The organism is Bacillus sp. 11B20 (genome assembly GCF_056098985.1).
In genome coordinates this window covers 126,175-141,202 of record NZ_JBLZWZ010000009.1, presented here as the reverse complement: position 1 = coordinate 141,202, position 15,028 = coordinate 126,175, and the positions used below count along the sequence as shown (strand labels likewise).

The following is a 15,028-nucleotide window of genomic DNA, read 5'->3' as shown; positions in this document are numbered from 1 at the left end:
TATAAATAGCTGTTAAGCGGTTTCATTCTGACAATCTCTTATTTTATTACCTTGTCAAAATGAGGATACCCCTTTATAATGTGTGTACATTGAATGTCTGTGTAAGGTTAACAAATGTCTTTTTAGAGAGGACATTTACGGAGAAAGGTGGAATTTCAGGTGAAGGCAATTCGAGTTGGGCTATTAGGATTAGGAACAGTGGGGAGCGGTGTCGTAAAAATTATCCAAGATCATCAGGATAAATTAATGCACCAAATCGGCTGTCCGGTATTAATACAAAAAGTGCTTGTGAGCAATCCCGATAAAAAAAGAGATGTGGATGTCGCAAGAGAGGTCTTCACAACTGAAGTATACGATGTGATTAGAGATCCAGAGGTCGACGTCATCATTGAAGTGATGGGCGGCATTGAAGAGACAAAACAATATTTAATAGATGCGTTGAATGAGAAGAAGCATGTCATTACAGCCAATAAAGATTTAATGGCGCTTTACGGTACGGAGCTTTTACATGTAGCGAAAGAAAATGGCTGTGATCTTTATTATGAAGCAAGTGTTGCCGGAGGAATTCCGATTTTGCGCACGCTGGAGGAAGGGCTCGCCTCTGACCGAATCACCAAGATGATGGGGATTGTGAACGGTACAACGAATTTTATTTTAACGAAAATGAATGTCGATAAAAGCGCATATGAGGATGTCTTAAAAGAAGCACAGGATCTTGGCTTTGCAGAAGCGGATCCGACAGCTGATGTAGAAGGACTGGATGCAGCCAGGAAAATGGCGATTCTTGCAAGACTCGGCTTTTCCATGAATGTAGATTTAGAGGACGTCAAGGTGAAAGGTATTTCTGATATCTCTGATGAGGATATTAATTTCAGTAAGCGGTTTGGCTATACAATGAAGCTGATTGGAATTGCTCAGCGGGACGGAGAGAAAGTAGAGGTCAGCGTTCAGCCAACCTTACTTCCTGATCATCATCCATTATCATCCGTTAACAATGAATTTAATGCGGTGTATGTCTACGGAAGTGCTGTAGGAGAAACGATGTTTTACGGACCTGGAGCAGGAAGTCTGCCAACGGCAACAGCTGTTGTATCAGACTTAGTCGCAGTAATGAAAAACATGCGCCTTGGCGTGAACGGAAGCGGATTTATCGCACCGCAGTTTGAGAAGAAGATCAAATCGTCATCAGAAGTATTTGCTCAGCAATTCTTAAGAATTCATGTCAGAGATCAAGTCGGGGCATTCTCCCGCATTACATCTATTTTTTCTGAAAGAGGCATCAGCTTTGAAAAGATCCTTCAGCTTCCTGTGAAAGGACACGATGAGCTGGCTGAAATTGTAATTATTACACATCAGACCTCAGAAGAAGATTTCTCAAATATCCTGCAAAAATTAAACGACCTCGACGTGGTGGTTCAAGTGAAGAGCACGTACCGAGTAGAAGGGAACGGTTTAAGCTAATGAAATGGAATGGACTCATTGAAGAATTTCAAGAATTCTTACCAGTAAACGAATCTACACCTAAACTAACATTAAATGAAGGGAATACACCGCTGATCCATCTCGCCAAGCTTTCAGAAAAGCTGGAAATCGAGCTTCATGTGAAAACAGAAGGCGTGAATCCAACAGGTTCTTTCAAGGATCGAGGAATGGTCATGGCCGTTGCTAAGGCAAAAGAAGAAGGCAATGATACAATCATGTGCGCTTCAACAGGGAATACTTCTGCAGCAGCAGCGGCATATGCAGCCCGTGCTGATATGAAATGTATTGTCATCATTCCAGACGGGAAAATTGCCTTCGGTAAGCTTGCACAGGCTGTCATGTACGGAGCAGAGATCATTGCCATTGACGGCAACTTTGATGATGCACTGAAAATCGTCCGCAGTATCTGTGAAAAAGCGCCGATCGCCCTTGTGAACTCCGTCAATCCTTATCGAATTGAAGGACAAAAGACAGCAGCATTTGAAATCTGTGAGCAGCTAGGCTCTGCTCCGGACGTACTGGCGATTCCTGTTGGAAATGCCGGGAACATCACAGCCTACTGGAAAGGCTTCAAGGAATATCACGAGAAAAAAGGAACTGGACTGCCTGTCATGCGTGGTTTTGAAGCAGAAGGTGCAGCGGCAATCGTTCGAAATGAAGTGATTGAGCAGCCAGAAACAGTGGCAACAGCTATCCGTATCGGAAATCCAGCAAGCTGGAAACAAGCTGTGGCAGCCGCAGATGAATCAAACGGAAAGATTGATGAAGTGACTGATGAGGAAATTCTTCATGCGTATCAATTGATTGCACGTGAAGAAGGTGTGTTTGCAGAACCGGGCTCATGTGCGTCGATTGCCGGCGTGTTAAAGCAGGTGAAATCTGGTGAAATCAAGCCAGGCAGTAAAGTTGTTGCGGTACTAACAGGCAACGGACTGAAAGATCCAAATACAGCTATCGATATTTCACAAATCAAGCCGGTCACACTCGATGCAGATGAAGATCAAATTCTTGAACACTTAGAAAAGGCCGCACGCGTATGAGTGAAGCCTCCATGCTTTTTTCAATCACAGTACCGGGAAGCACTGCCAATTTAGGACCAGGCTTTGATTCAGTTGGAATGGCACTCAGCCGCTATTTAAAGCTATCGGTCTATGACCATGATAGCTGGCTGTTTGAAGCAGAAACAGATGTCGTGTCTGGGATTCCATCAGGCACCGACAACCTGATTTATCAAACAGCCAAAAAGGTCGCAGATGACTTTGGAAAAACACTCCCGCCTGTTCATGTCAAAGTGTGGAGTGATATTCCATTGGCACGGGGGCTTGGCAGCAGTGCTGCTGCCATCGTGGCCGCCATTGAACTCGCCAATCAGCTTCTTGAATTAAACATGACAGATGATCAGAAGCTCTTTTATGCAAGTGAGGTAGAAGGTCATCCAGATAATGCGGGTGCCTCTTTATTCGGTGGTTTACTGATTGGTCTTCATGAAGAAGACAAAACCCATGCCGTTAAAGTGCAGCATGTGGATGTAGATGTCGTCGTGGTGATTCCTTTTTATGAAGTGCTCACAAAGGATGCCCGTGATGTCCTCCCAGAGGATTTTTCCTATAAGCATGCTGTTAGTGCGAGTGCTGTAAGCAACGTACTTGTTGCCGCCTTAATGACACAAAACTGGCCGCTTGTTGGAGAAATGATGAATAAGGATTTATTTCATCAGCCGTACCGAACAATGCTCGTTCCAGAGCTGTCGAAGGTAGAGCATGTCGCTTCGCTCAAAGGAGCGTATGGAACAGCTTTGAGCGGTGCTGGGCCGACGATCCTCACCTTAGTGGAAAAAGGAAAGGGAGAAGCGCTGAAAGAACAGCTTGCCCAAAATTTCCCGCATTGCGAAGTCGATTTGCTGACGGTACCTGTAGAAGGTGTTGTCGTGCAGCATCATCCTGTTAATCAAGTAAAGAACGTGCTGTGAATCTGCACGTTCCCAGCGTGTAGACAAACCCTCGCATTCTTTGTCAGTCCTGCGCGCTGGTGCTCACGAATGTTCAATTCGCTCCGCGCCAGTGCTCGTTCTTCCTAGACTTCAAGGGTTTTCAATCACGCTGAAAAGAAGAAAAAGAGCTAAAATAAAGATCATTTTAGCCCTTTTTCAGCAATCTGAGAACGTGCTGTGAATCTGCACGTTCTTTTTTATGCTTGTTTTTATGGGAAGAAGCAGGGATTATTATTTAGAGGATCGAACTATTTTTTATGCATATAAGGGGGAGATTCATTCATGAAGAAATTGATGACGGCAGAAGATTTAACGAAGATTGTTTCTGTTTCTCATCCGGTTTATTCACCAGATGGAAAAAAGGCAGTCTTTACAAAAGTCACTGTGAATGAGAAAAAGGACGATTACAATATCCATTTATGGGTTCGAGATGAAGAGACAGAGGAGCTGGCACAATGGACATTTGAGGATGGAAAGCATCATCAACCAGTTTGGTCAAAGGACGGCAGGCAGCTTGCTTTTATTTTGCAAAAGCCAAAGGAAGTCCCTCAGCTCGCACTCATAAAGAGCGAAGGAGGCGGCGTGCGTACTTTAACGAAGATTCCATACGGAGTATCTCACCCTGTCTTCTCTCCCGACGGAGCATTCATTTATGCGGCTGTGTCATTGAAACAATCAGAATCTGTTCATGATGAAAAAAAGGAAGAGCAAGATGAATTTGCTCCAGCGGTATATGATGATTTGACCTATAAAGCAGATGGAAGAGGCTTTTTAGATGGGCGTGTCACACAGATCGTGAAAGTGGATATCCGTTCAGGAGAGGTAGAGCCTATCACGAGCGAGCAGGTTCATCATATGAATCATACCGTTTCCCCGTGTGGAAAATGGCTTTCCTTTATTCAATTAAATCCACAGATACCTTACATAAGTGACGTGTGTCTTCTGTCATTAGAAGATGGTCAGACAAAAAAGATCACACAAGCAAACGGCGCTTATTCCACCGTATCTTTTTCTCCAAATGGAGAGAGTCTTTTGTATATTGGACATGAGCGTGAATTCCAAAATGCCACCTTCCCATCATTATGGCTGTATGATCTGAAAGAAGACAAGGCGGTTCAGCTATCAGAAATGCTCGATATGTATGTTGGAAACTGTATGGCAGGAGATAGCGTGATGGGAGAGGCCTATCAAGTTCCACAGTGGACAAAAGACAGCCAAGGATTTTATACGTTTGTTTCTGATCAAGGCAGTACAGGGATTTATTATTTCTCTATTGAAGGTTTAGCCTATCCAGTTCGACTAGAGGCGGAACATATCACCAATTTCAGCCTTCATCCAGATGAATCCAAACTGCTGCTCAGCCGGCTTTCACCTGTTTCACCAAGCGAGCTATATGAGCTGACATTAGGGGAGACAGAACTAAAGCAAATCACGTTTGAGCATCATGATTTTCTAAAGGAGTATGTCGTATCCGAACCTGAACCATTTTCTTTTCAGTCAAAAGATGGCGACGAGGTGCATGGCTGGTTTATGAAGCCTTCCAAGATAGAAGAGGGGGAGAAATATCCGCTTATTCTAGAGGTTCATGGCGGACCGCATGCGATGTATGGTTATACGTATTTTCATGAATTTCAAATGCTTTCTTCTGAGGGCTATGCCATCGTGTATATCAATCCGCACGGAAGTCATGGATACGGACAGATGTTTACCGACCGTGTGAGAGGAAGTTATGGTGACGTTGATTATGACGATGTTATGCAGGCTGTTGATCATGTGCTCAAAGCCTATGATTTCCTTGATGAAACAAGACTCGGCGTGACTGGCGGGAGCTATGGCGGTTTTATGACCAACTGGATTGTCGGTCAGACCGACCGCTTCCGCGCAGCTGTCACACAGCGCTCCATTTCAAACTGGATTAGCTTTTATGGCATTAGTGATATCGGTTATTTCTTTACAAGGTGGCAGATTGATGGGGATATTTATGATTCTGTCGATAAGCTATGGGATCGTTCGCCGCTAAAATATGTGAAGCAGATGAACACGCCGCTTCTCATCCTGCACAGCGATGAAGATTATCGCTGCCCAGTTGATCAAGCAGAACAGCTTTTTGTGGCATTGAAGGAGCTTGGGAAAGACACAAGATTGGTCAAATTCCCGAAGGCATCTCATGATTTATCCAGAAGCGGACACCCGGGGCAGCGCATTCAAAGATTGACCTTTATAAAGGAATGGTTTAGAGAAAAGCTAGCGTAATCAAAAACGACCCTTCAGCGTGCTGACAAACCCTCGCATTCGGTGTCAGTCCTGCGTGCTGGTGCTCACGAATAGAAAATTCGCTCCGCGCCAGTACTCGTCCTTTCTAGACTTCAAGGGTTTTCATCTACGCTAAAAAGAAGACAAAGGGCTAAAGCCTTTGTCAATCATGAAAAAAACGACCCTAATTGGGTCGTTTTCATGTCATATATGAATTAGAAAACCTGTTCAACTTCTACAACGCCAGGCACTTCTTCTAATAATGCGCGCTCAATACCGGCTTTCAATGTAATGGTTGAACTTGGGCAGCTGCCGCATGCACCAAGAAGACGTAATTTCACAATGCCATCTTCAATGTCTACAAGCTCACAGTCTCCACCATCACGTAATAGAAATGGACGAAGTTTGTCCAGTACTTCCTGTACTTGGTCTTTCATTTCGACTTCAGTCATTAGATATAATCGCTCCTTTCACAACATATCACCATTATATTCATCTGGACGATAAAAATCTATTGATTGGTTTCAAAGTTTCCTTCTCATTATAGCACAATCTCATCTTGAAACAAAAAGTGATTTTGACTTTTTTCATCCAGAAAATTCAGCTAAAATGAAGAAAGAATAGGGGGCTTGTCAAATGAACAAAACTGTCGATCTTTATGTATATGGAAGAGATGTACTGTGCGCTAGCTGCGTGAATCTGCCTTCTTCAAAAGATACATTTGAATGGTTAGATGCAGCATTAAAACGAAAATATCCGAATCAGCCATTTCGCATCACATATATTGATATTGAGCACCCGCCAGAAAACGAACAACAAAAGGAATTGTCTGAACGAATTCTTGATGATGAATTCTTTTATCCACTTGTCTTAGTAGAGGATCAAATCGTTGGAGAGGGCAATCCGAAATTAAAAGACATTTATCAAGAAATGGAGAAATACGGGTACAAGGAGAGCAGTGAATAAGCTGTTCTTTTTTTGAAGAATAAAACGAACAAACGTTCCTTTTTTGTATTGAAAAAGAACATTTGTTCGTTTATAATGAAATGAAAGGAGCGTGAGCATCATGAATTATTTACTGAAACAATCTCTTCATCAGCAAGTACCGATTGAGATGATTTATATGAAGAAAAACGGAGAGTGCACAAAGAGAAAAATCATTGTACACCGTCAAACGGATCAGCTTATCCAAGCGTATTGTTTATCGAAGAAGACGATGAGAACTTTTCGTAAAGACTGCATTCTTGCCCTTGCTCCGATCAAATGGACCAACTCATCGGCACATGCCGTTTCATAGAAAAAAGCTCCCTCGTCACGAAGGAGCTTTGAGAAAAAATTCACATGATTTTAGCCGTTGTGATGCTTGTACATCCAAAGGAGTCCAGATTTCAGGAGTCTTGGCACCCGGCCAACAAGTGGACGATCAGCCACTAAGCCAAAGCCGGCTTTTTTCCCTAAAGAACCTAAAACACCTTTTAGCTTAAACTGTGGATAAGCCTCAGGAAGCGGCTCATTTTTCCAGCGTTTTTGCAGAGATTGGACAATTTGTTCTGCCTGCGCCTCAGCAAGCTGTGCACTTGGGGCATGAGGCAGACTTGCGCAGTCACCTACGACATATACATGCTCATCCCCTGGAAGATTATGATGAGGAGTTAATACGACGCGGCCTTGTGCGTCTTTTTCAACATCCATCTCTCGTACCACTTTGCTTGGCTGTATTCCTGCTGTCCACACGATGACATCTGCTTCAATTGCGTCATCATGGTTGTAAACGACACCTTCTTCAACCTTTGTAATATTGGCACAGTTAATGATCTTTACGTCATTTTCTTCAAACCACTTTTGCACATACAAACTTAATCTTTTTGGGAAGCTTGATAGTATCAACTCTCCGCGGTCAAAAAGAATAATGTTTAAATCAGCACGGCTTTCTCTTAGTTCACTGGCCAGCTCTACCCCGCTAAGTCCAGCACCGACGATGCCAACCGTTGCACCTGCGCTCAAATTGTTTAATTTGTTATACGCATGTCTTGACTGATCAATGGTTTGAATGCTGTATGTATGTTCTTTTGCACCAGGGACATTATGATACTTGTCCTCACAGCCGAGTCCAATCACCGTATCATCATACGGAATCGGTTCACGGTCGCTGAATAAGATCTGTTTGTTTTCAATATCAATTTTTTCTACTTCCCCGTATTGAATATCCAGCTTCGGATGCTCTGGAAAAGATACTCGAATGTGATGATCAGAGATCGTTCCAGCAGCAAGTGCATAATATTCTGTTTTTAAACAGTGGTAAGGATTTCGATCAATTAATGTGATAGTGACATCATCAGGTAATTGATTTGGCAATAAGCGGTGGAGAACCCGCATATTCCCGTAACCTCCGCCGATCAAGACTAAATTTTTCATGACGATTCTCCTTTTCCCCGTAGACATTGAAAAACACTTATACTAAAAAACTTTAAGTTAAAATACCAAATAAAATTATATCGAATTTACTGTGAAACCACAATAATTGTTTCAAAATAACCTACATATTCATCAGTTAGTCCTAAATAGTAAAACATTTTACGAGGAATAGGCGTAACGATACAGATGAAGCTCATATTTTGACTAATACAAGGAATTTCGGTAGGATGGTAAGGCAATGTGAGGTGAAGCACAGTGTTTCCACTGATCGAATTTTGTGTAAGTAATCTTGCACAAGGGTCTCAAGAAGCAAAAGAGAAGCTTGAAAAAGACCCAAACCTAGACGTAATGGAATACGGCTGTTTAAGCTATTGCGGCAAATGTATGGACTCCCCATTTGCACTTGTGAATGGAGAATTTGTTTCAGGAGAAAATGCAGAGCAGCTAGTCGAGCGTATTTATGCTTTTATAGAGGAAAACGACATGTTTTAAATGCACCACATAGGTCATGAGGTGCATTTTTTTCACATTTTCATCTTCCATTTTTAAGGAGAATGAATAGAAAGCGCATCCAATATGTTATGCTAATAAAATATCATCAATATGAAGCATCACACGAGAGAAAAAGAGGCATATGCATAATAAAAGCCCTTTGCCATTGTAGCAAAGAGCTTCTATGTATGAAAAACGGGGGATGATAAGATTGTCTCCTGAATCGACTCCTTTTATACTATAAAGAAACAACATTTTTGGAGGAAGCTCATGACATCATTTCAATTCACGAAAATGCACGGATTAGGAAATAATTATATTTACGTTAATCAGATGAAGGAACAGCTTCCAGAAGAGCAGCTATCAGAGATAGCGATCCGCGTTTCTTCTGTTTATACAGGAATCGGTTCTGACGGGATGATCCTGATTTGCCCATCAGATGTTGCACCTGTGAAGATGCGCATTTTCAACAATGATGGTTCAGAGGGCAAAAACTGCGGTAACGGGCTGCGCTGCGTTGCAAAGTATGTGTATGAGCATCAAATTGTGACGGACACAACGTTCCAGATTGAGACATTGTCAGGACTTGTTGAAGCTACCGTTCACGCTAAAGATGGTCATGTTCAGCTAGTCACAGTAGATATGGGAAAACCACGATTTGAAAAAGAAGCGATGCCGATGCTTGGTGAACCGGCCAGCACAACAGTTAATGAGCCGCTTGATTTTGGCACTGCGAAATTAAATGGAACGGCCGTTTCAATGGGAAACCCGCACATCGTTTTTTATTTAGAGGACATTGAAAAAGCGCCTCTTCATACACTTGGACCGATCATTGAAAAACACGATATGTTTCCAGAAGGCGTCAATGTAGAATTTGTTGAAGTTGTCAGTGAAACCGAACTGCATTTTCGTGTGTGGGAAAGAGGCTCAGGCATTACACAGGCCTGCGGAACAGGGGCTTGTGCTGCGGCTGTATCCACAATTGTGAATGGGCAGGCAAAAAAAGAAACAGACATGACAGTTCATTTAGCAGGCGGAGACCTCATCATTCGCTGGAAAGACAATGACCACGTGCTTATGACAGGACCTGCGGAGACCATTTGTGACGGGACATTTTATCTCTAAACCATTTATTTGAGAAAAGGCATCATCACGTTTATAATTGAAAAAGAAACATCCAGTCAAAAGGAGGGATGATCATGAGTACACCAGTAACCATTACAGAAGCTGCTGCACTGCAGATTAAAGATATGATGAAAGAACATGAAGAAGAAAATGCGTTCCTGCGAGTGGGCGTAAAAGGCGGCGGCTGCAGCGGTCTTTCATACGGCATGGGCTTTGACCATGAAGTCTCAGAGAAAGACACGCAGTTCGAGCAGCACGGCATCAATGTCCTTGTCGACTCCGAAAGCCTTGATATCATGAACGGAACCATCATTGATTTCAAACAATCACTAATGGGCGGCGGTTTCACGATTGACAATCCAAACGCCATCGCATCATGCGGGTGCGGTTCTTCTTTCAGAACAGCAACGAATACCGGTACGCCTGAAGAGTGTTAAGAGTTAAAGCGATTCATTCTGTAAAACCATTTGTATAATGAAGACCTCCTCATATTAATCATTTTCTTGAGGAGGTTTTTTGTGTTGTTTTTAAAGATGCAAAAAAAGGACATGACTTCAATCACTCAGCACGTCCTCTTTATAAAGATATTTAATTAGAAAAAAGCTCGCAGTTTCTTAGTATTTCCTCTGTTCATCTTCCACATCTTTTCAAAAGGTTTCATCATGGTGTGTCGGAAAAAATGTTCTTTGTTGTGTTTCGTTGAGAATAACGTTTCGTATTAATCGGTTGTATTCTCAATCATCATCATTTTCAAAGCTGTTCCCTCTTTTATGAAGAGTAGTAAAGACTTTCATCGCTTCGCTCATAAATGATGCCAAGCCCTCACCATAACGATCTATATTCTTTGTGAAACGTTCATCTTGAATATAGAGTTGGCCTAAACCGTAAAAAGCATCAAGAGAGTAATAACGAAAGTTTTCGTTTAAAAAGTCGTACCATTGTTTGATGACGATTTGCACCTCTTTGGATTTAGGGGAATGGCTGCGAAGAGAGGCTAGTTTATTCAATATGCTATCCCAGCTATCAGATAATTCAATTTGTTCATCTTTAGACAAATGATTTAGTTTTGAGCTGACTTCATCAACAGCTTGATTTCCCCAACGGTGACGAGCTTCTTCTTCATATTGACTAAATTTCATATTCATATTCTCAAACCTCTCTTTATATGTGTATTGAGTTTCTCCCGTTAAATGTTGTAGCGTCTTATCAATATTTCCGATCATTTTATTGAGATTATCTCGTTTCTCTATTAACATTTTTCTTTGTAGCATAAATGCTTCTTTCTTATTAAATGAAGAATTGTGCATCATCTTTTGGATTTCCTTCAATGGAAATCCAAGTTCCCTGAAAAATAGTATTTGCTGTAATGTTTCAAGGTTTTCTTCTGAATAGAGCCGATAACGATTATCTGTGACTTCACTTGGAGTCAATAAACCAATCTTGTCGTAATGATGAAGTGTACGAATGCTAATACCAAATAATTCAGCTACTTCTTTCACTTTCATTTCAATTCACCTCTCTTGATATCCACTATAAAATATGACGTTGCGTTAGGGTCAATCATCTTTTTAAAAATTTATATCATTGTTGATCTTGATTGTGTTTTTTTCGAAAATCGCTCAATTTTGTTACAGCTGGCCCGAACAACTGGCTATTTCCACTCGAAAAGAGTATCATGAAAACCAAACATAAACTGTAGTGAGAAAAGAGGTTGCTGAGGTTTGAGTGAACAAATCAATTGCAGGAACTGTCATGAACTGATTCCGTATCGTTCCAAAACGTGTCCAGCTTGCGGGATTGAGAAGCCGCTTCCGAAAAAGGAACGTGTGAAGGATCGGGTGATTTTGGTTGTGGCAGGGATTGTTGTGGTGCTGCTTGCTGCAATGGTACTTGGAATGGCAAATGCCTATATTGGGGTTTTTAAATAAACGAAAAAGGAGTTCCGCGAGTGGGAACTCCTTTTTTGATCCGTTCTTATTTGTTTTCAAATAAGCTTGTGGAATGGAGAGGCTGTACACGGGCTTTCGGGTCCATGTAAGCTTTCGCATTGTTGACAGCAGTTGGTGCTTCACCAAATCCGCTTGCAATCAATTTGACTTTTCCTTCATACGTGCAGATATCTCCTGCCGCATAGAAGCCTTCGATGTTTGTTTCCATTGTAGATTTCACTACGATGGAGTTCTTTTCGATTTCAAGGCCCCATTGTTTGATTGGTCCAAGGGAGGAAACGAAACCGAAGTTGACGATCACATCGTCCACATCAAGCACTTGTTTTTTGTCGCCTTTGACTTCTTCTAGCACGATCTGTTCAATGCGGTCTTCACCAATGAGCTCAGTTGGCACAAATGGAGTCAGCACATTGACTTTCGAGTTGTGCAGGTTTTCTACACTGTGCTCATGTGCGCGGAATTTATCGCGGCGGTGAATGATGGATACTTCTTTTGCGATTGGTTCAAGCATAAGTGCCCAATCCACCGCAGAGTCTCCGCCGCCAAGAACGGCCACGCGTCTGCCGGCAAATTGGTTCAGGTCATTAATGAAGTAGTGCAGATTGCTTCCTTCAAATGATTCTGCTGTATCCAATTCAAGCTTTCTCGGTTGAAATGCACCGTTACCAGCTGTGATGATGATCGTTTTAGAGTAATGAACCTCTTGATTTGTGACAAGTTTAAAGATCCCATCTGCTTGCTTTTCAACTGTTTCAACTGCCTGCTCTAAGCAAATGGTTTGATCAAATTTATCCATTTGTTCCTTTAAGTTATCAACTAATTCTTGTGCGCGGATTTTTGGGAAACCAGCCACATCATAAATATATTTTTCAGGGTAAAGAGCGGATAGTTGACCGCCGAGCTGAGGAAGGCTTTCAATGATTTTCACACTTGCCTGTCTCATGCCTCCGTAAAACGCAGTAAACAATCCAACTGGGCCGCCCCCGATAACGGTAATGTCATATACCTTAGAATCTTCTTGCATTCCTTTAATCCTCCCAAATGAAAATTGTTATCACTATATCATATCATACCACATATCGTCGTTTGACTTGTTTTGAAAAACTTGTCGTTTTTTGATGCTGAAGCTTTGAAAAGGAGGAAAAAGTGAGAAAGACCGTTTATCATAAGGATTTTCAGTTTAAAGCCTTGAAAATTGGAGCAGAACTCGCTATTATTGTTAAGGGAACTAAATATTAATTTTTTATGAATTTTTGTCGGATACGGTCAAATGCTTTCGTTTTATGTAGGTGAAAGTTCAGATTTTCACATACTTATTTTTTTGTTTAAATTTCATAAAATGCCGCAAAGCGGTTGAGAATAACGATATGTAATTCTTTATCCGTTTTACAGCAAATTTAAAAAAGGTGGATGTGATTCCAGTGAATAAACCGAAAATCGTTGTATTAGGTGCAGGTTATGGCGGATTAATGACTGTAACAAGATTAACAAAACAGCTTGGCACAAATGATGCGGATATTACTCTTGTGAACAAGCATAATTATCATTACGAAACAACATGGTTACATGAAGCAAGTGCAGGTACACTTCATCATGACCGCTGTCGTTATCAAATCAAAGATGTGATTAACAGTTCCCGTGTCAACTTTGTACAAGCAACAGTTGAAAGCATTGATAAGGAAGCGAAGAAAGTTGTGACATCAGATGGCGAACTTTCTTATGATTACCTTGTTGTTGCACTTGGTGCTGTTCCTGAAACATTTGGTATTGCAGGACTGAAAGAATACGCATTCTCAATCTCTAACATCAACTCTGCTCGTCAGCTTCGTGAGCACATCGAGCTTCAATTTGCTACGTATAATACGGATGCTGAAAAACGTCCAGAGCGTTTGACGATCGTTGTCGGAGGCGCTGGATTCACAGGTATTGAGTTCCTTGGTGAGCTTGGAAACCGTGTGCCTGAGCTTTGCAAAGAGTATGACATTGATCAAAAAGACGTGCGTATCATTTGTGTAGAAGCTGCGCCAACAGCTCTTCCTGGATTCGATCCAGAATTGATCGACTATGCGATGAACTACCTTCAAGGTAAAGGTGTTGAGTTCAAAATCGGTACAGCGATCAAAGAATGTACGCCTGAAGGTATCATTGTTGGAAAAGACGATGATACAGAAGAAATCAAAGCTGCAACTGTTGTTTGGGCTGCAGGTGTACGCGGTAACCCAATCGTTGAAGAAGCTGGTTTTGAAAACATGCGCGGCCGCGTAAAAGTTTCTCCAGATCTTCGTGTACCAGAAAATGATGATGTCTTCATCATTGGTGACTGTTCATTGATTATCAATGAAGAAATCAACCGTCCATACCCACCAACTGCACAAATCGCTATGCAGCAAGGTGAAACAGTAGCGAAAAACCTTGCAGCACTAGTAAAAGGCGGTTCTCTTGAAAGCTTTAAGCCAGACATCAAAGGAACAGTTGCTTCTCTTGGTGAACACGACGCTGTAGGTGTTGCGTTTGGTAAAAAACTTCAAGGAACAAAAGCTTCTGCAATGAAAAAAATCATCGACAACCGTTCATTATTCATGGTTGGCGGACCAGGACTTGTTCTGAAAAAAGGAAAATTCAAGTTCTTCTAAACCGATATAGACAAAAACGTGTATCCCTGTGGTACACGTTTTTTCATGTTTGACGGAATATTTTCTCACTTGGTACTGGACAGAAAAATATGTTATGATGAATTATCAGAAAATTTAGATTAAGGAGTGAGCAATATGAATGCACAAACAAAGGAAAAAACATCAGCCTGTCAATATTGTTCAGGAAAAGGGTATTTTCAGCTATTGCTCGGCGGATCTGAAACGTGTGAGGAATGTAAAGGGACAGGAAAGAAGCGTTAATCGTTCTGCTTTTTCCATTGATTGACTTCATCTCTATTTCCAAGTTAAACTAATGATGGGATATTTGGGGGTGGAGATGAAGTGATCAGTTTACCAGTCGTTATCATTTCAGTTATTTTATTTTTCGTGTTATTCTTTGGCATTGGTTTTTTGCTCAATATGCTGCTGAGAATGTCATGGATTATGGCTATTTTATATCCAATTGTATGCCTTTTCATTATTAACAATCAAAAGATGATCGCTTATGTAAGAGAGCCTGGCACTGCTTTTTCAGGAATAGGAGACCGGATCGTCTCACTCGCTGCGGCAGATATCATCATCTTATTAAGCGGCCTGATTGGTGCGATCGCATCAGGTTTTGTCATTAATGCACTTCGAAAAAGAGGGTATCAAATGTTTTAACTCACTTGTGGACACACAAGTGGGTT

At 41.6% G+C, this 15,028-nt stretch carries 16 protein-coding genes and 1 pseudogene; 13 read left to right on the top strand and 4 right to left on the bottom strand.

Annotated elements, in window-relative coordinates; translation table 11 throughout:
- The first annotated feature begins 159 nt into the window (after nucleotides 1–159).
- The 4 genes from ACN6NB_RS14885 to ACN6NB_RS14870 all read left to right on the top strand — a co-directional run bounded on the left by ACN6NB_RS14885 (nucleotide 160) and on the right by ACN6NB_RS14870 (nucleotide 5,725).
- Nucleotides 160–1,461 (top strand): homoserine dehydrogenase, encoded by a 1,302-nt coding sequence (locus tag ACN6NB_RS14885; RefSeq protein WP_047202460.1) that lies wholly within the window; start codon nucleotides 160–162, stop codon nucleotides 1,459–1,461.
- Nucleotides 1,461–2,522: a threonine synthase gene (gene thrC, locus ACN6NB_RS14880; RefSeq protein ID WP_268502526.1), complete on the top strand. Its 1,062-nt coding sequence runs from the start codon at nucleotides 1,461–1,463 to the stop codon at nucleotides 2,520–2,522. Before ACN6NB_RS14885 ends, thrC begins: the two co-directional genes overlap by 1 nt.
- The gene (gene thrB, locus ACN6NB_RS14875; protein WP_024423360.1) at nucleotides 2,519–3,451 is read left to right on the top strand and encodes a homoserine kinase; all 933 of its coding nucleotides are present in this window, start codon (nucleotides 2,519–2,521) and stop codon (nucleotides 3,449–3,451) included. The genes thrC and thrB overlap by 4 nt, the downstream gene beginning before the upstream one ends.
- Before the next feature lie 303 nt (nucleotides 3,452–3,754).
- On the top strand, nucleotides 3,755–5,725 hold the full coding sequence (locus ACN6NB_RS14870; protein ID WP_126682280.1) for a S9 family peptidase: 1,971 nt from the start codon (nucleotides 3,755–3,757) through the stop codon (nucleotides 5,723–5,725).
- A gap of 215 nt (nucleotides 5,726–5,940) precedes the next feature.
- Here ACN6NB_RS14870 and ACN6NB_RS14865 read toward each other — a convergent pair.
- A pseudogene (locus tag ACN6NB_RS14865) lies at nucleotides 5,941–6,240 on the bottom strand (NifU family protein).
- Between the two features lie 121 nt (nucleotides 6,241–6,361).
- Between ACN6NB_RS14865 and ACN6NB_RS14860 the strand changes: the two are divergent.
- Nucleotides 6,362–6,691, top strand: a complete 330-nt coding sequence (locus ACN6NB_RS14860) for a YuzD family protein (protein ID WP_034282615.1) — start codon at nucleotides 6,362–6,364, stop codon at nucleotides 6,689–6,691.
- 100 nt (nucleotides 6,692–6,791) lie between these two features.
- Entirely contained in the window at nucleotides 6,792–7,022 is a 231-nt protein-coding gene (locus ACN6NB_RS14855) for a hypothetical protein (protein WP_039181181.1), read from the top strand.
- Between the two features lie 50 nt (nucleotides 7,023–7,072).
- Here ACN6NB_RS14855 and ACN6NB_RS14850 read toward each other — a convergent pair whose 3' ends face one another.
- The gene (locus ACN6NB_RS14850; protein WP_034282611.1) at nucleotides 7,073–8,140 is read right to left on the bottom strand and encodes an NAD(P)/FAD-dependent oxidoreductase; all 1,068 of its coding nucleotides are present in this window, start codon (nucleotides 8,138–8,140) and stop codon (nucleotides 7,073–7,075) included.
- 255 nt (nucleotides 8,141–8,395) lie between these two features.
- On the opposite strand from ACN6NB_RS14850, the gene ACN6NB_RS14845 reads away from it, so the two are divergent.
- The 3 genes from ACN6NB_RS14845 (at nucleotide 8,396) to ACN6NB_RS14835 (ending at nucleotide 10,194) form a co-directional block, all read left to right on the top strand.
- Nucleotides 8,396–8,632 (top strand): YuzB family protein, encoded by a 237-nt coding sequence (locus tag ACN6NB_RS14845; protein ID WP_008346813.1) that lies wholly within the window; start codon nucleotides 8,396–8,398, stop codon nucleotides 8,630–8,632.
- Between the two features lie 270 nt (nucleotides 8,633–8,902).
- Nucleotides 8,903–9,757: a diaminopimelate epimerase gene (gene dapF / locus ACN6NB_RS14840; protein WP_064498089.1), complete on the top strand. Its 855-nt coding sequence runs from the start codon at nucleotides 8,903–8,905 to the stop codon at nucleotides 9,755–9,757.
- A 74-nt stretch (nucleotides 9,758–9,831) separates the two neighbouring features.
- The gene (locus tag ACN6NB_RS14835) at nucleotides 9,832–10,194 is read left to right on the top strand and encodes a HesB/IscA family protein (protein WP_024423354.1); all 363 of its coding nucleotides are present in this window, start codon (nucleotides 9,832–9,834) and stop codon (nucleotides 10,192–10,194) included.
- A gap of 297 nt (nucleotides 10,195–10,491) precedes the next feature.
- On the opposite strand, the gene ACN6NB_RS14830 is transcribed toward ACN6NB_RS14835, so the two are convergent.
- On the bottom strand, nucleotides 10,492–11,262 hold the full coding sequence (locus ACN6NB_RS14830) for a MerR family transcriptional regulator (RefSeq protein WP_268502523.1): 771 nt from the start codon (nucleotides 11,260–11,262) through the stop codon (nucleotides 10,492–10,494).
- Between the two features lie 216 nt (nucleotides 11,263–11,478).
- On the opposite strand from ACN6NB_RS14830, the gene ACN6NB_RS14825 reads away from it, so the two are divergent.
- Nucleotides 11,479–11,685 carry a hypothetical protein gene (locus tag ACN6NB_RS14825; protein WP_012011136.1) on the top strand — a complete coding sequence of 69 codons (207 nt, stop codon included), beginning with the start codon at nucleotides 11,479–11,481 and terminating at the stop codon, nucleotides 11,683–11,685.
- Between the two features lie 46 nt (nucleotides 11,686–11,731).
- Here the strand turns inward: ACN6NB_RS14825 and yumC are convergent, their stop codons facing one another.
- Nucleotides 11,732–12,730: a ferredoxin--NADP reductase 2 gene (gene yumC / locus ACN6NB_RS14820; RefSeq protein WP_039181175.1), complete on the bottom strand. Its 999-nt coding sequence runs from the start codon at nucleotides 12,728–12,730 to the stop codon at nucleotides 11,732–11,734.
- Between the two features lie 391 nt (nucleotides 12,731–13,121).
- On the opposite strand from yumC, the gene ACN6NB_RS14815 reads away from it, so the two are divergent.
- The 3 genes from ACN6NB_RS14815 to ACN6NB_RS14805 all read left to right on the top strand — a co-directional run bounded on the left by ACN6NB_RS14815 (nucleotide 13,122) and on the right by ACN6NB_RS14805 (nucleotide 15,002).
- Nucleotides 13,122–14,339, top strand: a complete 1,218-nt coding sequence (locus tag ACN6NB_RS14815) for an NAD(P)/FAD-dependent oxidoreductase (protein ID WP_024423350.1) — start codon at nucleotides 13,122–13,124, stop codon at nucleotides 14,337–14,339.
- Nucleotides 14,340–14,474: 135 nt separating this feature from the next.
- On the top strand, nucleotides 14,475–14,600 hold the full coding sequence (locus tag ACN6NB_RS14810) for a YuiA family protein (protein WP_158333015.1): 126 nt from the start codon (nucleotides 14,475–14,477) through the stop codon (nucleotides 14,598–14,600).
- 81 nt (nucleotides 14,601–14,681) lie between these two features.
- Entirely contained in the window at nucleotides 14,682–15,002 is a 321-nt protein-coding gene (locus ACN6NB_RS14805) for a YuiB family protein (RefSeq protein ID WP_039181171.1), read from the top strand.
- The last annotated feature ends 26 nt before the right edge of the window (nucleotides 15,003–15,028 follow it).

Bases quoted from the DNA above. Each gene is read 5' to 3' on its own strand.
- ACN6NB_RS14870 (WP_126682280.1), top strand. From the start codon at position 3,755: ATGAAGAAATTGATGACGGCAGAAGATTTAACGAAGATTGTTTCTGTT.
- ACN6NB_RS14830 (WP_268502523.1), bottom strand. From the start codon at position 11,262: ATGAAAGTGAAAGAAGTAGCTGAATTATTTGGTATTAGCATTCGTACA.
- ACN6NB_RS14855 (WP_039181181.1), top strand. From the start codon at position 6,792: ATGAATTATTTACTGAAACAATCTCTTCATCAGCAAGTACCGATTGAG.
- dapF (WP_064498089.1), top strand. From the start codon at position 8,903: ATGACATCATTTCAATTCACGAAAATGCACGGATTAGGAAATAATTAT.
- thrC (WP_268502526.1), top strand. From the start codon at position 1,461: ATGAAATGGAATGGACTCATTGAAGAATTTCAAGAATTCTTACCAGTA.
- ACN6NB_RS14810 (WP_158333015.1), top strand. From the start codon at position 14,475: ATGAATGCACAAACAAAGGAAAAAACATCAGCCTGTCAATATTGTTCA.
- ACN6NB_RS14850 (WP_034282611.1), bottom strand. From the start codon at position 8,140: ATGAAAAATTTAGTCTTGATCGGCGGAGGTTACGGGAATATGCGGGTT.
- thrB (WP_024423360.1), top strand. From the start codon at position 2,519: ATGAGTGAAGCCTCCATGCTTTTTTCAATCACAGTACCGGGAAGCACT.
- yumC (WP_039181175.1), bottom strand. From the start codon at position 12,730: ATGCAAGAAGATTCTAAGGTATATGACATTACCGTTATCGGGGGCGGC.
- ACN6NB_RS14860 (WP_034282615.1), top strand. From the start codon at position 6,362: ATGAACAAAACTGTCGATCTTTATGTATATGGAAGAGATGTACTGTGC.
- ACN6NB_RS14835 (WP_024423354.1), top strand. From the start codon at position 9,832: ATGAGTACACCAGTAACCATTACAGAAGCTGCTGCACTGCAGATTAAA.